This is a genomic window from Psychrobacter sp. (assembly GCF_049295055.1).
Lineage (GTDB): Bacteria > Pseudomonadota > Gammaproteobacteria > Pseudomonadales > Moraxellaceae > Psychrobacter.
The window spans coordinates 38,032-61,210 of record NZ_JBAQQF010000067.1 but is presented as its reverse complement, the minus strand read 5'-3'; the positions used below and the strand labels follow the sequence as shown (position 1 = coordinate 61,210).

General features: G+C 42.7%; 20 protein-coding genes. 15 read left to right on the top strand and 5 right to left on the bottom strand.

Annotation, left to right across the window (positions count from 1 at the left end):
- Positions 1–374: 374 nt before the first annotated feature.
- On the top strand, positions 375–1,631 hold the full coding sequence (gene glyA / locus WAZ74_RS09900; RefSeq protein ID WP_422308134.1) for a serine hydroxymethyltransferase: 1,257 nt from the start codon (positions 375–377) through the stop codon (positions 1,629–1,631).
- Positions 1,632–1,743: 112 nt separating this feature from the next.
- Here the strand turns inward: glyA and gltS are convergent, their stop codons facing one another.
- The 4 genes from gltS to WAZ74_RS09880 form a co-directional block, all read right to left on the bottom strand.
- A complete protein-coding gene (gltS, locus tag WAZ74_RS09895) occupies positions 1,744–3,015 on the bottom strand; it encodes a sodium/glutamate symporter (RefSeq protein ID WP_422308133.1) in 1,272 nt (423 codons plus the stop codon).
- Between the two features lie 94 nt (positions 3,016–3,109).
- A complete protein-coding gene (locus WAZ74_RS09890) occupies positions 3,110–3,520 on the bottom strand; it encodes a barstar family protein (protein WP_422308132.1) in 411 nt (136 codons plus the stop codon).
- A gap of 1 nt (position 3,521) precedes the next feature.
- Positions 3,522–4,355, bottom strand: coding sequence for a ribonuclease domain-containing protein (locus tag WAZ74_RS09885; protein WP_422308131.1), 834 nt, complete (start codon positions 4,353–4,355; stop codon positions 3,522–3,524).
- Positions 4,356–4,515: 160 nt separating this feature from the next.
- Complete coding sequence (locus tag WAZ74_RS09880; RefSeq protein WP_422308130.1) at positions 4,516–5,817, bottom strand: glutamate-5-semialdehyde dehydrogenase; 1,302 nt, start codon at positions 5,815–5,817, stop codon at positions 4,516–4,518.
- A 606-nt stretch (positions 5,818–6,423) separates the two neighbouring features.
- Here WAZ74_RS09880 and WAZ74_RS09875 point away from each other — a divergent pair.
- The 10 genes from WAZ74_RS09875 to WAZ74_RS09830 all read left to right on the top strand — a co-directional run bounded on the left by WAZ74_RS09875 (position 6,424) and on the right by WAZ74_RS09830 (position 18,204).
- A complete protein-coding gene (locus WAZ74_RS09875) occupies positions 6,424–6,774 on the top strand; it encodes a hypothetical protein (protein ID WP_422308129.1) in 351 nt (116 codons plus the stop codon).
- 225 nt (positions 6,775–6,999) lie between these two features.
- Complete coding sequence (locus WAZ74_RS09870) at positions 7,000–7,797, top strand: ABC transporter ATP-binding protein (RefSeq protein ID WP_422308128.1); 798 nt, start codon at positions 7,000–7,002, stop codon at positions 7,795–7,797.
- 363 nt (positions 7,798–8,160) lie between these two features.
- Positions 8,161–8,961, top strand: coding sequence for a transporter substrate-binding domain-containing protein (locus tag WAZ74_RS09865; RefSeq protein WP_422308127.1), 801 nt, complete (start codon positions 8,161–8,163; stop codon positions 8,959–8,961).
- 179 nt (positions 8,962–9,140) lie between these two features.
- Positions 9,141–10,055, top strand: coding sequence for a transporter substrate-binding domain-containing protein (locus WAZ74_RS09860; protein WP_422308218.1), 915 nt, complete (start codon positions 9,141–9,143; stop codon positions 10,053–10,055).
- A 111-nt stretch (positions 10,056–10,166) separates the two neighbouring features.
- Positions 10,167–11,144: an ABC transporter substrate-binding protein gene (locus WAZ74_RS09855; RefSeq protein ID WP_422308126.1), complete on the top strand. Its 978-nt coding sequence runs from the start codon at positions 10,167–10,169 to the stop codon at positions 11,142–11,144.
- Between the two features lie 570 nt (positions 11,145–11,714).
- Complete coding sequence (locus WAZ74_RS09850; RefSeq protein ID WP_422308125.1) at positions 11,715–12,449, top strand: ABC transporter permease; 735 nt, start codon at positions 11,715–11,717, stop codon at positions 12,447–12,449.
- A 13-nt stretch (positions 12,450–12,462) separates the two neighbouring features.
- Complete coding sequence (locus WAZ74_RS09845; protein WP_422308124.1) at positions 12,463–13,188, top strand: ABC transporter permease; 726 nt, start codon at positions 12,463–12,465, stop codon at positions 13,186–13,188.
- A 97-nt stretch (positions 13,189–13,285) separates the two neighbouring features.
- Complete coding sequence (locus WAZ74_RS09840) at positions 13,286–14,032, top strand: fumarylacetoacetate hydrolase family protein (RefSeq protein ID WP_422308123.1); 747 nt, start codon at positions 13,286–13,288, stop codon at positions 14,030–14,032.
- Positions 14,033–14,295: 263 nt separating this feature from the next.
- Positions 14,296–16,512 (top strand): PhoX family protein, encoded by a 2,217-nt coding sequence (locus WAZ74_RS09835; RefSeq protein WP_422308122.1) that lies wholly within the window; start codon positions 14,296–14,298, stop codon positions 16,510–16,512.
- Positions 16,513–16,740: 228 nt separating this feature from the next.
- Positions 16,741–18,204 (top strand): alpha/beta fold hydrolase, encoded by a 1,464-nt coding sequence (locus WAZ74_RS09830; RefSeq protein WP_422308121.1) that lies wholly within the window; start codon positions 16,741–16,743, stop codon positions 18,202–18,204.
- A gap of 153 nt (positions 18,205–18,357) precedes the next feature.
- Here the strand turns inward: WAZ74_RS09830 and WAZ74_RS09825 are convergent, their stop codons facing one another.
- The gene (locus WAZ74_RS09825) at positions 18,358–19,338 is read right to left on the bottom strand and encodes an Hsp33 family molecular chaperone HslO (RefSeq protein WP_422308120.1); all 981 of its coding nucleotides are present in this window, start codon (positions 19,336–19,338) and stop codon (positions 18,358–18,360) included.
- A gap of 387 nt (positions 19,339–19,725) precedes the next feature.
- Here WAZ74_RS09825 and WAZ74_RS09820 point away from each other — a divergent pair, with 387 nt between their 5' ends.
- The 4 genes from WAZ74_RS09820 to WAZ74_RS09805 all read left to right on the top strand — a co-directional run bounded on the left by WAZ74_RS09820 (position 19,726) and on the right by WAZ74_RS09805 (position 23,167).
- Positions 19,726–20,721: a glutamate/aspartate ABC transporter substrate-binding protein gene (locus tag WAZ74_RS09820; RefSeq protein WP_422308119.1), complete on the top strand. Its 996-nt coding sequence runs from the start codon at positions 19,726–19,728 to the stop codon at positions 20,719–20,721.
- A 100-nt stretch (positions 20,722–20,821) separates the two neighbouring features.
- Positions 20,822–21,568, top strand: coding sequence for an amino acid ABC transporter permease (locus tag WAZ74_RS09815; RefSeq protein WP_422308118.1), 747 nt, complete (start codon positions 20,822–20,824; stop codon positions 21,566–21,568).
- Positions 21,565–22,236 (top strand): ABC transporter permease subunit, encoded by a 672-nt coding sequence (locus tag WAZ74_RS09810; RefSeq protein WP_422308117.1) that lies wholly within the window; start codon positions 21,565–21,567, stop codon positions 22,234–22,236. The genes WAZ74_RS09815 and WAZ74_RS09810 overlap by 4 nt, the downstream gene beginning before the upstream one ends.
- A gap of 211 nt (positions 22,237–22,447) precedes the next feature.
- Positions 22,448–23,167 (top strand): amino acid ABC transporter ATP-binding protein, encoded by a 720-nt coding sequence (locus tag WAZ74_RS09805; RefSeq protein WP_201546288.1) that lies wholly within the window; start codon positions 22,448–22,450, stop codon positions 23,165–23,167.
- Positions 23,168–23,179 lie beyond the last annotated feature (12 nt).

The following is a 23,179-nucleotide window of genomic DNA, read 5'->3' as shown; positions in this document are numbered from 1 at the left end:
AGAGAGAGGCGGCGCAAAACTTATCCCAGTAGCACTGTGCTTGTTTTATAGTAGATCGACTATACAACAAATTTAATAAGACCTAAGAATAATAAAGATAAAACAATGATTCTATTGCGCATTTATTTCTATGATAACGTCATTTAAATCCTTCAGCTTACCATGAGGTTTTTTTGCGTTCGCAATATAAAGTTTCATGATACACTTAAACTTTAGTGATGATATCGAAGCCAGCGCGTATCGAATTTATGGCTAAATCTGACAAGCTCATAACAAGCTGATTACTTTTGCTTGCCTATTTCAAACTTCTTTTGCTACTCACTTCTTTTCAATGAAAGTTACTACTAACGACAGTCACTACTTAGGATTTTACTATGTTTAAAGATATTTCTATCAAAGATTTTGATCCAGTACTTGCTGAAGCCATGGCCGCTGAAAGCGTCCGTCAAGAAAACCACATTGAGCTGATCGCTTCAGAGAACTACTGCTCACAAGCAGTGATGGAAGCGCAAGGTACTGATTTGACCAATAAATACGCTGAAGGCTATCCTGGTAAGCGTTATTACGGTGGTTGTGAGCATGTCGATGTCGTTGAGCAATTGGCAATCGACCGTGCAAAAGAGCTATTCGGTGCAGAATATGTGAACGTCCAACCGCATTCTGGTAGCCAAGCAAACTCTGCTGTTTTCTTAGCATTGTTAGACGCTAATGATACGGTTCTTGGCATGAGCCTAGATGCGGGTGGTCACTTGACGCATGGCGCGCATATCAACTTCTCAGGTTTGAACTACAACGCTGTGCAGTATGGTTTGGTTGAAGAAACCGGTCTTATCGATTATGACGAAGTTGAGCGTTTGGCAAAAGAGCACAAACCTAAAATGATCATCGCTGGTTTTTCAGCGTATTCACAAGTGGTTGATTGGGCGCGCTTCCGTGAAATCTCTGATGAAGTTGGCGCTTATTTGTTAGTTGATATGGCTCACGTTGCTGGTCTAGTTGCTGGCGGTGTTTATCCAAACCCAATACCATTTGCTGATGTCGTGACTACTACCACGCACAAAACCTTACGCGGTCCACGCTCAGGTATGATTCTTGCTCGTGATGAGAAACTGGCGAAAAAGCTAAACTCAGCCGTCTTCCCAGGTAACCAAGGCGGTCCATTGATGCATGTTATCGCTGCCAAAGCGATATCATTTAAAGAAGCATTAGAAGACAATTTCAAAACTTATCAGCAGCAAGTGGTTAAAAACGCCCAAGCAATGGCGAAAGTCATCATCGACCGTGGCTATGAAATCATCTCTGGCGGTACTGAAAATCATCTCATGCTGATCAGCCTAGTCAAGCAAGAAATGACCGGTAAAGAAGCGGATAAATGGCTTGGTGATGCGCACATTACCGTGAACAAAAACGCGGTACCAAACGATCCTAAATCACCGTTTGTGACTTCTGGCGTGCGTATCGGTACACCAGCAATTACTACTCGTGGCTTCAACGAAGCGCAAGCTAGTGATTTGGCAGGTTGGATCTGTGACGTGCTAGACAGCCGTGGCGATGAAACAGTCACCGCTGAAGTACGTGGTAAAGTAGAAGCTATTTGTAAAGAGCTTCCTGTGTATGCTAAAAATCAGTAATTTTTAATCTACTTTTACTGAAAATTGACTGAAATAAAAAACCGCTTAGCTTAATGGCTAGGCGGTTTTTTATTTCTCATTGATTTTAGTTTAATTACATTGTATCAATAGCTTACAATGGCAACTTCGTAAATATCTGCAATACCGTTGCGTTGACGATATCGACAAAGAACGCACCAACCATTGGTACAATCAAAAACGCTTTAGGCGATGGTAAATAGCGATCGGTCACTGCCTGCATATTGGCAATAGCGGTTGGGGTCGCACCCATACCAAAACCACAATGTCCTGCTGATAATACTGCGGCATCGTAATCTTTACCCATCACTCTAAAGGTCACAAAGTACACATAAGCAATCATGACGAATGTCTGTACCAGCAAGATAATTAATACAGGTCCTGCTAATTCAGTCAACTCCCATAGCTTCAATGACAACAATGCCATTGCTAAAAACAGACTCAATGAGGCATTACCAATAACGTCAATAGCACGGTCAAACATATCAAAATTGAAAACCATGGTTAATGCATTACGGATAATCACGCCGCCTGCTAGTGCCCAAACGAAGGTAGGTAATTCAAACGCCGTACCTTCTGCAACGATGGTCATAATATCTGCAAAAGCCAAAGCTGCTGCGAATAGCGCTAATGATTCAATCGTTGAAGAAGCGGTAATTAGGCGAATATTATCAGGTTTTTCAAACATTTCTTCCTGTCTGTCGTCACTATCTTCATCATGTTTGGTGCTATATAGCGATTGTTTAGCGGCAAGTTTTTCGACGTCACTTGGATTTTGATTCACTGGCGTCGGTTTTAAACCAAGCTTTGAAATCAATCGGCGCGCAACGGGACCACCAATTAGACCGCCTGCCACTAAGCCATAAGTTGCCACGGCAATACCCAGCGTCGTTGCGCCGACCACACCGTATTGTTCTTCTAGTACCACGCCCCATGCACCAGCGGTGCCGTGCCCACCAGTTAATGCAATAGAGCCAGTAACCAATCCGAGCAGAGGATCAAGTCCTAATGCGCTTGCCATTGCAACACCAACGACATCCTGTAAGACAATAAATACCGATACGACGATAGTGAAAATTAATAATGGCGTACCACCTGCTTTCAGCCTACCAAAATCAGCACTGAGTCCAATAGAGGCAAAAAACATCAGCATGGTCGCTGTTTGTAAGCCTTGGTGGAAGTTAAAGCTATAGCCCCAAATTAAATTAAGGGAATAAACGATAACCGCAGCAATCAAGCCGCCTGCAACCGGCTCTGGAATATTAAAGTCTTCCAAGAACTTGATTTTTTTAACTAAGAAGCGCCCAAGTAACAGCACCAGTGTTGCAAATATTAGCGTGTAATATCCATTTAATGTAACTTCCATAAGTTAATCCTTTCTATAAATAGTAATGAACCTGAATTCGGGATAAATCTGTTTTTATCTCGAATTCAGATTCTTGTCATACGAGCAACTAAAATTAATCATTTTCTGCCACAATAATCCATAATTGTGGTCTGCCAAAATCCCTATAGGCGTCTTCAATGATGCGTTTAAAGCTATTGAAATCTTCAGTATTGATATTTTTTACCTGCGTTAAATCAAGCTTCAAATGACCAATCTCACTGTCCGTTAAGCAGTCCCATGCAGCATCCCAGTTATGACTAAAATAACTTGGAAAATCGCAAGCGCTAGCTAAGCTGGTCAATAACGTTTCTTTATCTAACACCTCACCAATAGAAATGTTAATAGCCTGCTCAGGGATGTTATTGAGCGCGTCACTTTTAATCTCGTTATTTTCTTGTTCAATGCTGTTTTGCTTAGTATTGCTTTTCTTGACGCCACTTTGCTTAACACTGCTTTGATGAATATAGTAAATAGCTTGGTTCATGTTAATTTACCTCCAATTTCTGAAAGCTATCGTAATGGTCAACCGTCAAATAATAAATGGTCGGTGGTTGACCGCCCGTCACAATGCGCCGCGCCCCACGATGAGAAACGCCTGGTGTAGGTACAGTATATTCACGATAGTAGCCTTGCGACTGTGCTGGTAGATTGCCTTCTCGATTATAAAACGTCGTGCCATCTTTACTGGGATAAGGAAAAGGTCCACCTTGTTTAATAAGCGTAATGGTTCTATCTATCTGCGCATCACCGGTGACAGAAGCTGCATTTGAGGCGCTTGCTGGTTCAGAGGAAGTCTGCGATACCGTAGCTGGTTGCGTGCCATCTACAAAAAAACTGGATTTTAAATCCGCAAAGAAATAAATAGCGACAGCAATAATGGCAATCAAACTAAACAAGGTGGATAGGGCGCTTTTTTTCTGTTGACTGCCACGACTGTTTTTCGAATTATTGTTTGACTGGTTGTTTGACTGGTTGTTTGACTGGTTGTTTGACTGGTTGCGTCGACTACTGTTTTTATTATTGTTTTGAATATCAGATCGAGTATTTGTTCGATTAGAATCTGAGCTTGGTGTTGAGCTTAGTGTTGAATTTGGTACTGCGGTTTCTAAAATACTTAATTCATTAGAGGTGACTTCAGTAGCGCGTAATTGATTTTTCTCATTACGCTGGCTATTAAAATAAACGCGTTGCCCTTCGCTGATTGGCTGTGATAATCGCACTGTACTCACATGAAAAAACACGTCTTCCTTTTGATTGTCCACATCGATAAAGCCGTAGCCTTTATCTGAATTCCAGTGTTTAATCTTGCCACTTTGCATGGGTATCATCGTCCTATTCATCATTTTTATTATGTAAAATAATTTTATATGTCATATATAACATATTTAACAATAATAAAAAAACGCCAGCAATTAAGCTGACGTTTTGTACCAATTATACTTTAGGTGAGGCTGTAAATTGTAGTGAAGAAGTAATGCGTTAGGCGCGCGTTTCGCCATGACCATAGACAATCCACTTTTGTGAGGTTAAACCTTCAAGGCCGACCGGTCCACGCGCATGAATCTTATCAGTTGAAATGCCAATCTCAGCACCAAGACCGTACTCGAAACCATCGGCAAAACGACTAGAGGCGTTAATCATCACACTTGCTGAATCGACTTCGCGGATAAAGCGTTGTGACTTAGTATAATTATCAGTAATAATGACGTCGGTATGATGGCTACCATGGGTATTAATGTGGTCAATTGCTTCATCGATACCGGATAGGATTTTAATCGCTAAAATAGGAGCGAGATATTCGGTATCCCAGTCCTCGCTTGTCGCCGCTGATAAATGACCTTTCAGAACAGCATTGTCATTTAAAATAGCCTGTGATTTATCATCAAGACGCAGTTGCATCGCATCATCAGCTTTTATAATCGCTTCAGCAATTTTTGGTAATAGCTCATTGGCAACGGATTCATCAATCAACAGGGTTTCCATGGTATTGCAAGTACCGTAGCGATGAGTTTTAGCATTAACGCTTACTTTAATGGCAATCTCAGCATCGGCATCGCTATCGATAAAGGTATGACAATTACCGTCTAGGTGTTTGATAACGGGGACGCGTGCATCACGGCTGATGCGCTCAATCAAGCCTTTACCGCCACGTGGCACGATGACATCGACATAGTCAGTCATGGTGATAAGCTCACCGACGGCAGCACGGTCAGTGGTCTCTAGCACTTGGACACTGTGCTCAGACATGCCGACTTTCTGTAACCCTTTTAAGATGCATTTAGCAATCGCTTGATTGGATTCAAATGCCTCAGAACCACCACGCAGGATAATCGCATTGCCTGACTTTAGCGCCAGAGAGGCAGCTTCTAAAGTCACGTTCGGACGCGATTCATAAATCATACCGACCACACCAAGTGGCACGCGCATTTTTCCTAGATGAATACCAGATGGCTGATAAGTCATGTCTGTGACTTCACCGATAGGGTCGGGTAGCACCGCGACGTCTTTTAAACCTTGTAGCATAGCGTCGAAGCGCGCATCATTTAGCTCTAAGCGATCAAGTAAGGCGGCATCTAAATCGTTTTTTTGTCCATTATCCATGTCGACTTTATTAGCGGATAAAATATCTTGTTTGGCATCTTTTAGTACTTCATGAATCGCCATGAGTGCTGAGTTTTTATCGCCAGTATTAGCAGCAGCGAGTGCCCTTGATGCCGCGCGTGCTTGCTTACCAACGGTTTGCATGTAAGCGGTAACGTCTGTGGTATCTAATTGACTCATAAACTTTCTTCCTTATAGTGATAAATAGGTTTGGCTATAAATAGACAGTTTGTATAACCGTAATCTGTAAACCAATAAATAATAGTAAATCTTAGATGTTATAGCATGAGCGTAAGTGAATAAACGTAGCTAAAGGCATATAAAGCCATCTAAAAAGTCAGTAATTCTGCCAAATGAATGCATGCTCTAAAATTTATGCTTCTAAAAAATACATTGATAAATATATGTGTTGTCGCACCCTGATGGCGCTCTGCTATTTAACATAGAGGAGATTACGACGATAGTAAAGTCGGTTTTGTGAAGAGTGACCGTTTCTGCAAGCGTTTCAGCACCTATTTTCGACGTTTTTATTATTTTTAATGTACCTTTGGCTTTTTGTATTTAAGTTTATATCAGTAATGAAATAGCCGTTATTAAAGACAAATTTATCGTTACGTACTTTTAACAGAAAGTGACTGTAATTGCTAAGGTAGTGGTTATCAATCATGAGTATAGTGAGCCATAAGAGTATGAGTAACTTTTGATAACAACGCTTAAGTATTATTAATAGCGCCTAAGTATTAATAATAACGCTTAAGTATTTAATATTGATAATGGAGAATAAAAATGGCAATTGAAAATAATCAGGTTAAAAAAGCTGGCACGTATAAAAGCTGGTTGACGGTAGGATTAGTAGCCGCGGCATTAACCGTAAGCGCCTGTGGCAAAAAAGAAGAGGCTCCTATAGAAACTGCACCAGCAGTTGATGGACAGACTGCGGTGGAAGAAGCGGCGACGGGCGTTGCCACTGCGGGCAGCTCTGATGATATCGCCGTAGCGAGCGCGAATGACAGTGCAGATGCCAACACTAACGAAGGTATGGCCGTCGGTAGCAATGATGACGTCGCTGTAGCGACTGCTGATGAGTCAGAAGTGTTGGATGGTAGCGAGAGCGAAGAACACGTTTCAACTTACTAATTCCGTAGATAAAACAGCGCTAACAGTATTAAGATGATAAAATGAGGCCCATAACTGATTGCGTGTTATGGGCTTTATTTTATAAAATTTAATTTACTGCCCAAAAGCTCAAAATCAGCAGCTATAGATTTTGCATTTTTTCTATACCTCTTTTTTTTATATCTCTTTTTTATATCTCTTTTTTATTCATATTTTCACTCATATTTATTGGAAGTCTGCTAAACCATGCTTGATACTGCAAAGAACCCGACTCGGCCTATCGCCTTAGATTTACAAGACATTCATAAAAGTTTTGGCTCATTGGATGTGCTGAAAGGGGTGTCTCTCACCGCCTATGATGGCGATGTCATCTCTATTTTAGGCTCATCTGGCTCAGGTAAGTCGACCCTGCTTCGCTGTATCAATTTGCTTGAAAAGCCCAATCAGGGTCGCATCATCATCGGTAATGATGAGCTAATGCTAAAACCTGCTAAATCAGGCGAGCTGCAAGCGGCTGACATTAAGCAGTTAGAAAATCTGCGCGCGCGCGTGGGCTTCGTCTTCCAAAATTTTAATCTATGGCCACACAAAACGATCATACAAAATATTATCGAAGGGCCAATGCAGGTTTTAAAAATAAAAAAAGACCAAGCGATTAGTGATGGTGAAAAGCTACTGGCTAAAGTCGGTCTGCTCGATAAGAAAGATGCGTATCCAGCAAATCTATCCGGTGGTCAGCGTCAACGTGTTGCTATCGCCCGCGCGCTTGCGATGCAGCCTCAGGTTCTATTGTTTGATGAGCCAACTTCTGCATTAGATCCTGAGCTGGTCAATGAAGTACTTGCCGTTATGCGAGAGCTGGCTGCAGAGGGGCGTACTATGCTGATTGTGACTCATGAAATGCGTTTTGCTCGTGAGGTATCGAGCAAGGTTGTGTTCTTGCATCAAGGCGTTATTGAAGAGATTGGTACCCCTGAACAAGTCTTTGATAATCCTAAATCTGAGCGTGTCAGAGACTTTATGGCCTCGCATCGTCAAAACTAAATATTGTTAAAACTAAACACCATCAAAACTAAGCATCATCAAAACTAAAAAACGAATTTATATTATGTTATGACGATTTTATCGTTATAACGGTTAATGCAACGACGTTTGAGACGCCAAGATTACTCCTGAGTAACTGTCTTAGTACGTTTATTACCCTATAATCACAGTCGGTAGGCAAAACGTTTGTTTTTGATATTTTACTCAGGTATTATCAAAAGGTTTATAAGCCGTTGTTAATGACGTCTGCTTCTATCTTATCTTTTGTTAGCAGTATTAGCTGAGTGACTTATCTGACAGGGATGTCAGAGCACAAAATATCAGACCTCTATATTAAAAAATCCATCAGAATTTAAGGAATGTATGATGTCGAATTCTCGCTTATTATGGTCATCGATGACCGTCACCGCTGCGCTAATGCTTGGCGCTTGTAGTCAGCCTGCCAATGAATCTGCTGATACCAATGCAGATGCACCCGCAGCAGAAACAGCTGGCAAGACCATTCGTATCGCCACTGAGGGCGCTTATCCTCCCTTTAACTATACCAATGCCGACGGCAGTTTAGCAGGTTTCGATATCGACGTTGCCAATGCATTGTGTAAGCAAATGCAAGCCAAATGTGAAATAGTCGCCCAAGATTGGGATGGCATTATTCCAGGCTTATTGGCACAGAAATATGATGCGGTTATCGCTGGTATGTCTATCACTACTGAACGCCAAGAAAAGGTTGATTTCACCGAGCCTTACTTTGCTAATACCATGGTATGGCTGACCGATACCAAAGGTGGCTTTGATCCTAAATCCATCAAAAGTCTGACGCTTGGTGGTCAACGCTCAACGACGCCAGGTGCTTATTTGCAAGATAACTATGAAGGCAAAGAAGGCAATACCGTTCAGCTATATGACAATTATGACAATGCTTATCTAGATCTTAAATCTGGTCGCAGTGATGCTGTACTGGCTGAAAAAGTATCCGCTAAGTCATGGTTGGCAGATAACCCACAAGGCTTCGGTATCGTTGGTGATGAAATTGATAATGACGATAATATTGCCATTGCTGTGCGTAAAGGTGATGCAATCAAAGAAGACTTTAATAAAGCGCTGAGCGAAATCCGTAGTAACGGTGAGCTTGCACGCCTTGAACAGAAAAACTTTGGTGAATAATCTTTGATTGCTAACCTTGAATCAATCGTTTTGATTAATACTTATCATTAATAGCGCCAATGAGTAGCTTTGATGAATATCTTTGACGAATAGCGCTGATGAGTAGGCTTTGATTCATAAATAGCGGATTAATACACGGCTGGTAAATATATTAAGGAATAATAAACATGATCATTTCAATGTCCTCAGCAATGACATCATCGATAAGTAAAAAAGCCTTGTGGTTAGCGCCACTTAGTGCAGCAATGCTTATGCTGGCAGGTTGTAATAATAGCTCAGCACCTGTAGACAGTACCGAAACTGATGCTGCTACTGATGCGCCTTTGAACATAAAAATCGCAACAGAATCAAGCTATAAGCCATTTAGCTATACCGATGCTGATGGCAAACTAATCGGCTACGAGATTGAGCTGGTTGATGCTTTATGTGCGCAAATGAAAGCCAAATGTGAAGTCATTTCTCAAGATTGGGATGGTTTGATTCCAGGACTAAATGCGCAGAAATTTGATGCTGCGATTGCTGGTATGTCCATCACTCCTGAACGTAAAGAAGTGGTCGAATTTAGCGACCCTTACTTTCATACCGGCATCGTCTTAATCGGTAAAAAAGGCGATGATGTCAAGGTAGAAGCATTGAAAGGTGAACCAATTGCGTCACAACGCTCAACAGTTGCCTCGCAGTATTTGCAAGAAAAACATGCCGATGCTGATATTAAGCTTTATGACACCCAAGACAATGCTTACCTAGATCTAACGTCAGGTCGCGTGCGTGCGATGATGTCTGATAAAGTAACAGGTATCGATTGGCTAAAAACAGAAGCTGGTAAAGACTATGAAGTTAAAGGTCAAGAAATCAGTACCAGCGATGATGCCATGGGTATTGCCTTCCGTAAAGGTGATCCATTGGTCGCCAAATTCAATAAAGCTTTGGCTGAACTAAAAGACAATGGTACTTATGACCAAATTACAGGTAGTTACTTTGGCACCAGCTCAACCGCTGCTGTACAAAAAGCAGTCGTGACGAGCGATGTTAAGGAGGTCGTGGTTGATGATGCTAATGTCGATACAAATGCTGTGATTACTAAAGAAGAGTAAGCAGAAGCAGCGACTAACTAATACGGCTCTTGGCGAATATCTATCTAAGCCAATACGTATTTTAACGAATGCTTATCAGTATTTTACTTAGTAACAAAATCAAGGATGATTATGAGCAACCATTTTGTCCCAGTTGCAGTCTCAGTTTCAATGACCAGAACATCTGCTACTATGTCGGTAGCAAGTAAGCATTTATTAAAGCCGATGCTAGCAATGGCTGCGCTTTTAGCCTTAATGGGCTGTAGTGGTGGTCAAAATGAGTCTAACGACAGTGCCAGCTCAGATACTACTGACACTGCTGCGGCAGCGACGGATGAGGTATTACGCATCGGTACTGAGGGCGCTTACGCACCCTTTAACTATACCAATGCGGATGGGACACTGGGTGGCTTTGATATTGAGATAGCCAATGCTATCTGTGATGATATGAAAATGACTTGTGACATTATGGCGCAAGATTGGGACGGTATTATCCCCGGTCTAAAAGCGGGCAAGTACGATGCTATCGTTGCGGCGATGTCGGTCACTCCTGAGCGCGCGCAACAGGTTGCCTTTACGGATCCTTACTTTAGCAATGCTTTGGTGTTTTTGGCCAAAAAAGACAGTCGCTTTGATCCAAGCAATAGCAGCGATATCGACACTCATTCTATTGCCGCGCAGCGTTCTACCATTTCTTCGCAGTGGTTAGAAAAAGCTTATCCAAAAGCCAATATGAAGCTCTATGATACGTTGAGTAATGCTTTTTTAGATTTGGGTGCTGGTCGCGTCGATGCCATGATATCTGATAAACTGCCAGCGATAGAATGGCTCAGCTCACCATCAGGTAGCGATTATGTGCTAAAAGGTGAAGAGATTGACATTAATGATAACTTTGCGATTGCCGTACGTCCGAATGATAAAGCCTTACAAGCAAAAATTAATACATCATTGGCCAATATAAAAGCCAATGGTACTTACGATAAAATTAATCAAAAATACTTTGCCCTGCCAGCAGCAGCTACAAGCGCTGTTACGACAAACGCTGTTACGGAAAACGAGACGGCAGAAACCTCTGAGCAACCGGTGATAGATATAGTCAGTCCTCAATAAAAGAGATACGTTTGCAATAACGTGCTACTGATATAAATTTTTCTTGCGTGCTGTTCGCAAGCGTGACAGAGGCTGCAAAAAATTCATTCCAGTATCACGTTGTATCTTTTTATATTGAAGTAGCTATAGTAGCGCTCAATAGCAAATAAATAAAATGGTACGAACAATGGTATTGATTATTAAGAGGACATCCCCTAAATGGCGATGTCCTTTTTAATTCTCAGCTTTGGTCTTTTAATGTAATGCTGCTATTTTATATGTCAATGACTGTCAAATTTAGTCAGGTTTAGCTGTTTTATTTGGTATTTGAGGGTATAAGTATCTATTTAGGCAACGCTTTTACGCGTCAGTATTAACATAGCGGCGAACGAATATGATAAAATCGGCGCTCATTTCTACTGTGTCAATTACCGTGGCAATAATCGTATGAATCTAGCGTCAATCTATGACGCAAACGATCAATATCCATTTGATCTACGATACGTTTATTAGCAGCGCTCAGCCATTGATGCTGATTCTTTTAACTCATATTTTGCAACTTGCTAATATAAAGAGACTGAGTGGATAATTGTGTTTGACTTACAAGGATTTGGCGCGCTTTTATTAAGCGGCGCTACCGTCACCATACAGCTTGCCATGACCAGCTTGATCATCGGCATGTTCTTAGGTTTACTCGGTGCCACAGCGAAGTTGTCTAATGTCTGGCTGCTGCGTAAAATCGCGACTGTTTATACAGCCACGATGCGCGGTATTCCTGAGCTGTTATTGGTACTGTTTATCTATTATGGCGGCTCTATATTACTGATGAGCGTTCTCAAAAAGTTCGGCTATAACGACTATGTCGAAATTAGTGCTTTTTGGGGTGGTGTCATGGCATTGTCTATCGCTTTTGGCGCTTATGCGACTGAAATTTTTCGCATGTCGATTCAAGAGATTCCGATAGGGCAACGTGAAGCGGCGCAAGCGATAGGCATGCGTCCTTTTCAGATCTTTTATCGTATTACCTTACCACAAGTATGGCAGATTGCTTTGCCAGGCTTGGGGAACTTATTCTTGGTGCTGCTCAAAGATACTGCATTAGTTTCGGTCGTCGGTCTCAAAGATATCATGTATCAGTCCTCGCGCGCAGCGCAGTCAACACAGCAGCCGTTTACCTTTTATATGGCAGCGGCGATTATTTATTTGGGTCTGACCATGCTGATTACGGGCTTTATGATGTGGCTTGAATGGCGTGCCAATCCGGCGGCGCGTTATGCTAAAAATCTGAGTCGTCAAACCACTCACCGTCAATCGACCATAGGGTAAGGGGAGAGATACTATGGATTGGAATTGGCAGGTCATCTTTGAGCATATCCCTGATTTACTTGGTGGTGCAGTATTGACTGTACAGCTGGTGGTGGTGTCAGGTGTTATCGGGCTATTTTTCGGTTTGGTTTTGGCATTGTTACGATTGTCCAAAAACTGGATGGTACAGATATTACCCTTTTTATATATTTTCTTTTTCCGTGGCACACCGCTACTGGTACAGATATTTTTAATTTACTATGGTCTTGGGCAGTTTGAAGCGGTACGTGACTCATTTTTGTGGGAGCCGGTATTGAGCCAAGCGTATTGGTGCGCCATCATTGCCTTTACCCTAAATACCAGTGCGTACTTAGCCGAGATTATTCGCGGGGCTATCCAAAATATTCCAGTGGGTGAGCTTGAAGCTGCCGATGCGATTGGGATGTCAAAATGGCAAAAACTGACCCGTATTACCTTACCGCGTGCTTTTGGTATTGTGATTCCGGCATACAGCAACGAAGTAATTTTTATGCTAAAAGGCAGTGCGCTGGCCTCAACCATTGCTTTGATGGATATTACGGGCGTCGCTCGTACGATTAGTGCGCGCACTTATACCTTAATGGAGCTGTTTTTTGCTGCCGGTATTGTCTATCTCTTATTGTCATGGGTTATCCTATTTAGCTTTAGAATGTTTGAAAAAAGAATGAATCGTCACGCAAGTTATGTACCGCCAGATGTAACCACACGTACCGTTGGCTAATAAGTGGTCATGAAAACCGCTTCTTATAAATGCCGTGTTAAATAATGCAGTATCTGTCTATTTTTAAAATATCAATCATTTGCTGTGAGAGTCTAGTATGAGCCAATCACCACATATGTCGTTAGCGAATGCTATTGTTGCTGGTGTCAATAGCGATAAAAATAACGATAACGATAACGATAACGATAACGATGTTAAAAACATTAATGAGCGCTTACGTGCGCCTATTGGTAAAATCGTTTGCGTTGGTCGTAACTATGCGGCGCATGCTCGTGAATTAGGTAATGAAGTGCCAACAGCGCCAATGCTATTTATGAAACCCACTTCTTCGGTGGTTTCTATGCATCATGGCGTTGTACTGCCAAACCCAGAGCAGTTTGGTGAGACGCATTATGAGGCTGAGCTATGTATTCAGCTGACAGAGGATTTATCTGCGGCAACGATTGAGCAAGCGCAACAAGCAATCGGTGGCGTGACGTTAGGATTGGATTTGACCTTGCGCGACTTGCAAACTACACTAAAAGACAAAGGTCATCCGTGGGAGCGCGCCAAGTGCTTTGATGGCGCTTGTGTCCTTGGTGAGTGGCTTGAGCCGCAAGTATTTGGTGACTTTAAAAATGTCCAATATCAGCTTTATATCAATAATGAGCTAAAGCAAGATGGTGATAGTGCCTTGATGCTGTTTCCAGTGTACGAATTATTGGTCAATATCAGCCATGCTTTTAGTCTGCAAGCTGGTGATGTCATAATGACTGGTACACCAAGTGGCGTTGGTATATTGCAAGCAGGTGATGCGTTAACATTCAAGCTCAGTGACCATGAATGGCAGGTGCAAGTTCGATAATTTTTGATAGAAACAGTATCGTATAAGTTTCCAAATACATCGACGCTATAAAAAATCCCAAGTAAATGCTTGGGATTTTTTTTGTTTTATAAGGCCATCAAAAAGGACTGTCATTAGATTATCATCAAATTATCATTTGGATGTCAACGTACTGTCATAAACACTCAGTAGACTTGGGCGTAATTCGTATTTTAATGATTGCAACGATAAGATCGCAATCAACTCTTTTATGCCAATCAAGCCCAACAGCAAGGTGACTGATAATGACATTATTGAATAACAAGCAACCACTTGCCCATGAAGTCGTTGAAGATTCCAATCCGACTAACAATATCGATTTTCAAACCATTATTAGTCGTCGTTTAAACCGTCGTAGTATCTTAAAAGGTGGCACAGGATTGACGGCAGCGGCGTTTTTTGGTGCGCTACCGTTGGTTGGCTGTAGTGATGACGATGACAGCAGTCCTATCAACAATAACAACAATAATAATAACGACAATAATGCTGCTATCCCTGCACAAGGTGATCTCAAACGTCCCGAAACTTTGAAGTTTACAGCAGTGGCGCATTCCACTGCCGAAACGATGAGCGTAGCAGCAGGCTATAAAGCAGAGATTATACTGCCTCTAGGTACGCCGCTGATTTCTGGTATCGATGATTGGAAAGACAATCGAGAGCAGTCAGCAGAATCATTCGAATGGCGTATGGGTGATAACCATGATGGCATGTGGTTTTTTGGCAAAAAGGGTGGTGCCTATGATGCCAAAGCGTCAGAAAATGGGCTGCTGGTGATGAATCATGAATATGTCAACAGTAGTGAGTTGAGCCCGTTTGGTTATCATATGATCCAAGATAATAATGCCGCGCCAATCTTTCAAAATCGTCGCCTCGCGAGTGACGTGCGCCGAGAGGTCAATTGCCATGGGGTGGCTGTGGTCGAGATGAGTCGCCGCACCGATGGTACGGGCTATGAGATGGTGCGCGATTCAAAATACAATCGCCGTCTCACCAGCAGTACGACTGCGCAATTAACTGGGCCAGTTGCTGGTTCTGATTTGGTTAAGACCAAGTTTGATCCGACAGGCTTTCAGACTCGTGGTATCAATAATAACTGCGGTGCAGGCTTGTCACCTTGGGGCACCTATTTGACGACAGAAGAGAATTTCTTAGGTGTATTTGCACGTGGGCAAGACGCCAGCCAATTCAGCGATGGACACAACTATGGTCGCGAACGCTATGGCGCAACGGAGAACTTCCCTGGTTGGGAGTATTTATGGCATACCCCTGAAGCCAAAGATGCCAAGATAGTAGACGAGTTTTCACGCTGGGATATGACCGCCGTCGGTGCGAGCGCTGCTAATGATTATCGAAATGGCTTTAATACCTTTGGTTACATCACAGAGATTGACCCTTTTGATCAAAACTCTATGCCCCAAAAACGCACGGCACTGGGACGTTTTGCTCATGAGAATTGCGCTTATGCCCCTGTTGAACAAGGCAAGCCCGTGGTATTTTATATGGGTGACGATGCTCGAGGCGAATATATTTATAAGTTTGTTTCCAAAGCCACATGGTCAAATAATGATATCGGTGGTGGGTTAAGAGCGGGTGATAAGTATTTGAATGAGGGCACGCTCTATGTTGCTATCTTTAATGAAAATGGTCGTGGCGAATGGAAAGCGCTGATCTATGGTCAAAATGGACTGGATGCCTCCAATACTGTTTTGCCTTTTAATGGGCAAGATGAGGTATTGGTCTTTGCCCGTGCGGCGGCAGATACGGTTGGGGCTACTAAAATGGATCGACCAGAATGGGTATCGGTTAGCCCTATCACTGGTGAGGTTTATGTTACTTTGACCAACAATAAATATCGCGGCGTACGTGATGATCAGCCACTTTCCGCTGCCAATCCGCGCAGCTATGATACTGGTGGCAAAGCGCGCGGCAATGATAATGGTCATATTATTCGCTGGGCGGAAGCAGGCGGCGACCATGCGGCAACGAGTTTTGAATGGGATATTTATTTATTTGCTGCACCGAGTGATTTGTCAGCAGAAAACTTGTCACAGTTAAATGACAATAACGATTTTTCTTCACCCGATGGTTTGTACTTCGATCCACGTGGTGTCTTATGGATTCAAACGGACGACGGCGCTTATACCGATACCAGCAGCTGTATGTTGCTGGCGGCGTTACCGGGTAATGTCAGCGATGGCACGCTTACCACGACTTCGGCAGGACAACAAACCCGAGTCGGTATGCCTGCTAATAATGACAATATCAAACGTTTCTTTGTCGGTCCTGAAGGCTGCGAAGTCACAGGCATTACGATGACTCCAGACTTCAAAACGCTGTTTATTAATATTCAGCACCCGGGTAATAATTGGGGCGCTGTTGCTGGCGGCAGTACGCCGCGCTCAGCAACCGTGATGATTACACGCGAGGATGGCGATGTCATATTGGCAGAGTCGTTTGTCTAGTTAAATGTTTACATCAATACGGATATGTCTTAATAAACGTAAAAACCCCAAGTCTGACTTGGGGTTTTTATGTTTTGGGCGATAGGCGCTAATGTGTAAGCTGTGATGTTAGAAGATTGAGAAGTTCTTTGACAATAAACGTACTTGATAGTTAAATCCTTTTCTTCTGTTTAGTTCATTTACAGGCTAGTATGTAAAGCTACTTTAATCGCTTGATGTGTCAACACTATGCCCAGTCCAAAACCGCTAAACTCTATTCATGATTTATTTGCCACTACTCGACGTCCGCCAGATGCTGAGTTCGGTACGGATTCAGATTTCCATGGAGACGTATACGAAGAGTTGGATAAACTTGAGTATATTTATGTGGATGAGCTGACTGCAGAAAATGTGGATAATAGTGACACCCAGCCTTATCAGCCAATCTCTTTGGTTGATTTTTTTGAAGGCTTGGCTCAACTGGCAACGATGGGTGTGGTTGAAGTGACTGATATCGTAGAGGCTGTCCACCGTGAGATTCTATTGCGTCCCTTGGGGCGTTTTAATGATGGTAATCTTGACCAGTGGCAGCGCGGTATCACGGGTCGGATTTATGGCTTAGTACGCAATACGATGCAACTGGTCGGCAACAACCTAGCGTCAGGGCTGCGTCTTTATAACAATATTTTGAAGCCAAAAAAAGTACAACCATTACCGAAAAACTTGCGACGCATGGTTAATATATTAAACGGGGTCATGGGCGATCATCTTGTCAATCACCATAATCCATTGGCAGTTTCGATGACGCTGTATGATAAGTATAATCGTGTGCAAAGCGGTGCACTGTCAGGGCGCGTTATTATTTTATGCCATGGGCTTTGTATGAGTCACTTAAGCTGGCAGATATCTGAAGAAGGCAATCTAGGTAAATCGCTGGCGAGCAGCCTACCAAAATCGACGGTTTTGTATTTAAATTACAATACCGGACGACGCATCTCAAGTAATGGACGTAACTTTGCTAAAGTTTTGGAAAACTTGGTTGAGGATAACCCAGACATCACTCAGATTGATTTAATCGGTCATAGTATGGGCGGTCTTGTGAGCCGTAGTGCGCTGTTTTATGGCAAAGAACAGGGCTTTAGCTGGGTAAAGCGTGTGACTAATCTTATTACCTTAGGCTCGCCGCATCATGGCGCAAGCTTAGAGCGCATTGGCAATTTTGTCCAAGATAAAATAGCCAATCTGCCCTTTGCAGGATCACTGGCCACACTGGGTGATTTGCGGAGTGCTGGTATTATCGATTTGCGTTACGGCAGTATTAGAGATGCTGACTGGAAGTCTCTAGAAGGGCGCAGTGTTCTCCCAGCAGAGTTTCGCCATCCTACTCGCTTACCGTTGCATGTGAATACTTATTTAATCGCGGCAGCCTTGATCGAGACGCATTTTGAATCTAAAACCACAAGCTTACTTGGTGATGGACTGGTTTCGGTAGAATCGGCACTTGGTGAGTATACTGAAGAGCATACTTTGTCGGTACCAGAAGGCCATAAAGCGATTTTTTATGGGGTCAATCATATGAATTTAATCTACAGCGGTAGAGTGCATCAGCAAATCATTGCTTGGCTGTTAGATAATAGGTTGGGTGATGCTCATGAAGCGAAATACGCCCTTAATCCGCGTATCTATTCTTATCCAAAATCGTATGATGCTTAAAGGTTTTTAAGCAACCAGTATTATTTTAAATAACAGTGTAGATAAGATTTAAAATAATAAGAATGAATAAAAAAACCCTCAAGCATCACACCTGAGGGTTTTTTTATAGCCAAATGGCTAAGCAGATTAAACTAAAAACTATTCAGCAAAGAACTATTCAGAAAAAATTACCGCAACATCGTCTTTGTTAAATGTGTAAATTTCACCGCAAAAGCCGCAGTCCATCTCAAAGCTACCATTTTGCTCTGCAACGATATCCAGTGCTTCCGCTTCACCGATTTGCTCGATGGCCATCTCACACTTTTCGCGTGAACAGGTGCAACCAAAGGATAGTGCAACAGGCTCAGGGGCAATGACTTTTTCTTCATTATACAAGCGATACAGAATCTCGTTAGTATCGAGCGTGGTCAGCTCTTCTGCTTTTAGCGTGCGTGTCAATACCGACAAGCGTGTCCATAAATCATCATCGATACCGGCATCTTCGTTTTGCTCAACTTTATAGATTTCTTCAGCCGTACGAGGGAGCATTTGCACCAATATACCACCCGCCTGCAAACCATCAGATGCCAAATTGATTAGCGTTGGAATCTGCGCCGATTGCTTTTGATAATGAGCTAAGCAGTCTGCTAGATTATCATGGCTACGCTCAACGATACCTTGGTACGGCTCGCCGCCATCAGGTTGAATATTAATAAACAATACGCCTTGACCGGTAGCGCCCAGTTCAGCAAAGGCTTCTTTAGCATGGGTCATGCTTTCCCAAGCTTGCACTTGCTCATCAGTTTCACCTTTCCAGCTGGCAAGCGCGCGAATGATGCCGTCTTGATCGCATTCTGCCATCGCCCAATTGAGCAAGCTATCACTATCAGATGATTGCAATTGAATCGACAAGCGACCATTGATTTTAACCGTACTGATAAGCAGACTTGCTGCCGTCAGCATCTCACCCAATAAGCGTTTAATCGCCTCAGGGTAGGGCTTTTGCGCAATCATCGTCGCATAGCTACGTGATAGGCGTACTACATCGCCACGCACAGGTGAATCTTCGATAAAAAAGCGTTGACGTAAGTCGTTATCGTGAGTATTGCCAACAGTCTGGCCAGCGTTATTTGGGGCTTGAGTATCTTGTGTCATAAGTCATTTATAAGATTAAGAAGTTATTAGCTTAATGGGGATTAATAAGAATTTATCAATCATATTTGCTAGGTCAATGACGCAATGAACAGGCTTTACTAAGAAAAAATTCTGCGATCAATATTGGAAAATACTTATCTATATTAAAGACGTTGAAGCTTATTTTACATAAGGATTCTCATACTAAAGAAATTAATAACCTAAAATAGTCGGCTGAGTAAAAAAAGTTTACCCCCATCAGTCATTTTGTTGTACAGTAACATTGAGTTGCATAGTGATAAATAACAGCAACAGCACGGATGCATGGCGATAAATTTGATTAGAATAAATCTATGACGCCTAAATCCCCTTCAAATTTTGTGATAATGTGATAAAAGGATGTATTTCATGGCTTACTCTCTTTCTACCTCTATTTCCAAACCGTTAACGTTAGTCGCTTTTATGGCGCTAGGATTGGCAGGCTGTAACAACAGCAGTCAAACCAGTACTGACGCTACACCAGCAGATGGCGAGGCGACCACAGAAGCGCCAGCAAATGCCAATGGCACGCTAGACAAGATCAAACAATCAGGCACTATCGTTGTTGGTCACCGTGACTCCTCTATCCCGTTTTCTTATATCGCTGACGATCCGAATCAGCCTATCGGCTATGCGCACGACTTAGAAATGAAAGTAGTTGAAGCCGTAAAAGAAAAGCTGAATATGCCAGATCTAAAAATTCGCTATAACCTAATCACTTCACAAACTCGTATCCCATTGGTACAAAACGGCACCGTAGATTTTGAGTGTGGTTCAACCACCAATAATGAAGAGCGTCAAAAACAAGTGGCCTTCTCAAACGGTTTCTTTGAAATCGGTACGCGTCTATTGACCAAAAAAGACTCTGGTATTAATGAGTTTGAAGATCTAAAAGATAAAACCTTGGTCACGACGGCCGGTACCACCTCAGAGCGTTATATCCGTCAGTACAATGATGATAAAAAGATGAATACCAATATCATCTCTGCTAAAGACCACGGCGAAGGCTTCTTGATGCTCGAGAACGGTCGTGCTGATGCCTTTATGATGGATGACGTATTATTGGCTGGCGAAAAAGCCAAAGCTAAAAATCCTGATGATTGGGTCATCGTTGGTACGCCGCAATCGTTCGAGATCTATGGTTGTATGATGCGTAAAGACGATCCTGAATTCAAAGCGGTGGTCGATGAAGCACTAGCCAATGTCTTTAAGTCAGGTGAAATTAATGCCATTTATGACAAATGGTTCATGAATCCTATTCCACCGAAAAACGTCAACCTAAAGTTTGAGATGTCAGATAACTTAAAAGCTTTGATTGCCAATCCACATGATAGTGATCAGCCAAAAGTAGCAACTGCGCAATAACAATCCTTGTCCCTCAATATAGCTTACTTACGCGCTCAGATTGGCTTTCACAGTCAATCTGAGTGCGTAGGTTTTTTAACCGCTGCTCGGAGAGACAATTATGAATTATAGCTGGAACTGGGGTGTGCTCTTTGAGCAAACCGGTATCGGTAATGAGCTTTATATCCATTGGATGATTACTGGTCTTGGCTGGTTATTATTGATTGGTAGTATCGCTTGGGCGATTGCCATGGTGATCGGTACCATTTTTGGTATCATGCGCACCCTACCTAATAAGGGTGCCCGTGCGATTGGTACCGCTTATGTGACGTTCTTTCGTAATATCCCATTATTGGTGCAACTGTTTTTTTGGTTTTATATCGCCCCCGGTTGGCTGACACCTGCCATTCAAGAATGGTGGTATAAAGACTTGTCGCCAAATACGTCAGCTATGCTATCAGCGAGTATCGGTCTTGGCTTATTTACCGCTGCACGTATTGTCGAACAGGTGCGTACCGGTATCGAGTCGTTACCAAAAGGACAGATTAATGCTGCCTACGCGCTAGGGTTTAGTATCCCACAAGCTTATAAAGAAGTGCTGTTGCCACAAGCGTTTCGGGTTATTTTGCCACCGCTTAGCTCGGAGCTGACCAACTGCTTTAAAAATGCGTCGGTCGCCTCGCTAGTGGGGGTCATGGAGCTGATTAGCCAAACCAAAACCATTAGTGAATATACCCAAAATAGTCTCGAGATTTATACTTATGCAACCATCATTTATTTGGTGTTTAATCTGTCTTTGATTGCCATCATGGGTTTGATTGAACGTAAATTGCGTGTACCTGGGCTTATCGCAGGAGGTCAGAAATGAATATGATGACCGAACTTGCAACCGCATATCCTGGCTTGATGGGCGGTATGCTGACAACCTTGAAAGTGTTGTTTTTAGCTATCTTAGGCGGTATCAGCTTAGGAACAGTATTGGCCTTGATGCGCCTATCTGGTATTAAAGCCTTGGAAATACCGGCTAAGCTATACGTCAATTACTTTCGTTCTGTACCGCTATTATTAGTATTATTATGGTTTTATTTTGCCGTGCCGATGATTTACTTTTGGGTAGCTGGTAAATACTTACAACTAGATACCGCCTTTACCTCTTGTGTGGTCGCCTTTATGATGTTTGAGGCCGCTTATTTTTCCGAGGTGGTACGCGCCGGTATTCAATCCATCGGCAGTGGTCAAGTAAATGCGGCTAAAGCACTGGGTATGACTTATGGGCAGACCATGCGCTTAATCATTTTGCCGCAAGCGTTTCGCAAGATGCTGCCGCTGATTTTGCAGCAATGTATTATTTTATTTCAAGATACGACATTGGTCTTTGCGATTGGCTTAACGGATTTTTTCCGCGCCGCCTACGTCCGTGGTGAGCTGATGGGTTTATTAACGCCCTATATATTAGGGGCAGGGGCTGTTTACTTTATCATCAGTTTGAGTGCCTCTATTGGCGTGCAACAAATACAAAAGCGTTTAAGGTTTTAACAGCGTATTCGCTAAAATTTTAGACATTAAAGTATTAGCGTTAAAACAAAATATTAGCGTTAAAACCTTTATTTAATAATGATTGTGAAAATAACGTGGTTAGGAGCCAGTGATGAATGAGCCGGTGATGAATAATGCTGACACGTATATAAATGAATTTGGCGGACTGGTCACTAATAATGGTCATGCAAGCGATGAGATTGTCATCAAGATGACCGATGTTAGTAAATGGTATGGCGACTTTCAGGTGATGACTGGCTGTACTGCGCATGTGCATAAAGGCGATGTCGTTGTCGTTTGTGGTCCATCGGGTAGTGGTAAATCCACGCTCATTAAAACCGTCAATGGATTGGAGCCTTTTCAAAAGGGCGAGATAATGGTCAGCGGTATCTCAGTGGGTGCGCCAAAGACCAATTTGCCTAAGCTACGTAGTCAAGTAGGTATGGTGTTTCAGCATTTTGAGCTGTTCCCGCATCTGACGATTATTGATAATTTGACCGTTGCCCAAATCAAAGTATTAGGTCGTAAAGAAGACGAAGCTAAGAAAAAAGCCATGGCCTATTTAGATCGTGTTGGACTGACGGTTCAGGCGGCGAAATATCCAGCGGAGCTGTCTGGTGGTCAGCAGCAGCGTGTGGCGATTGCCCGCGCGCTAGCGATGGATCCGGTGGCAATGCTATTTGATGAACCAACCTCCGCACTTGATCCTGAGATGATTCAAGAAGTCCTCGATGTGATGATTGAGCTGACCCGTGATGGTATGACTATGATGTGCGTGACCCATGAGATGGGTTTTGCCAATCAGGTTGCTAACCGGATTATCTTTATGGATGAAGGTCATATCGTCGAAAACTGTAGTAAAGATGAGTTCTTTGAAGGCGCAAAAAGTGACCGCGCGCAAATGTTCTTATCGAAGATTCTGAATCATTAGCATGGCAGTTAG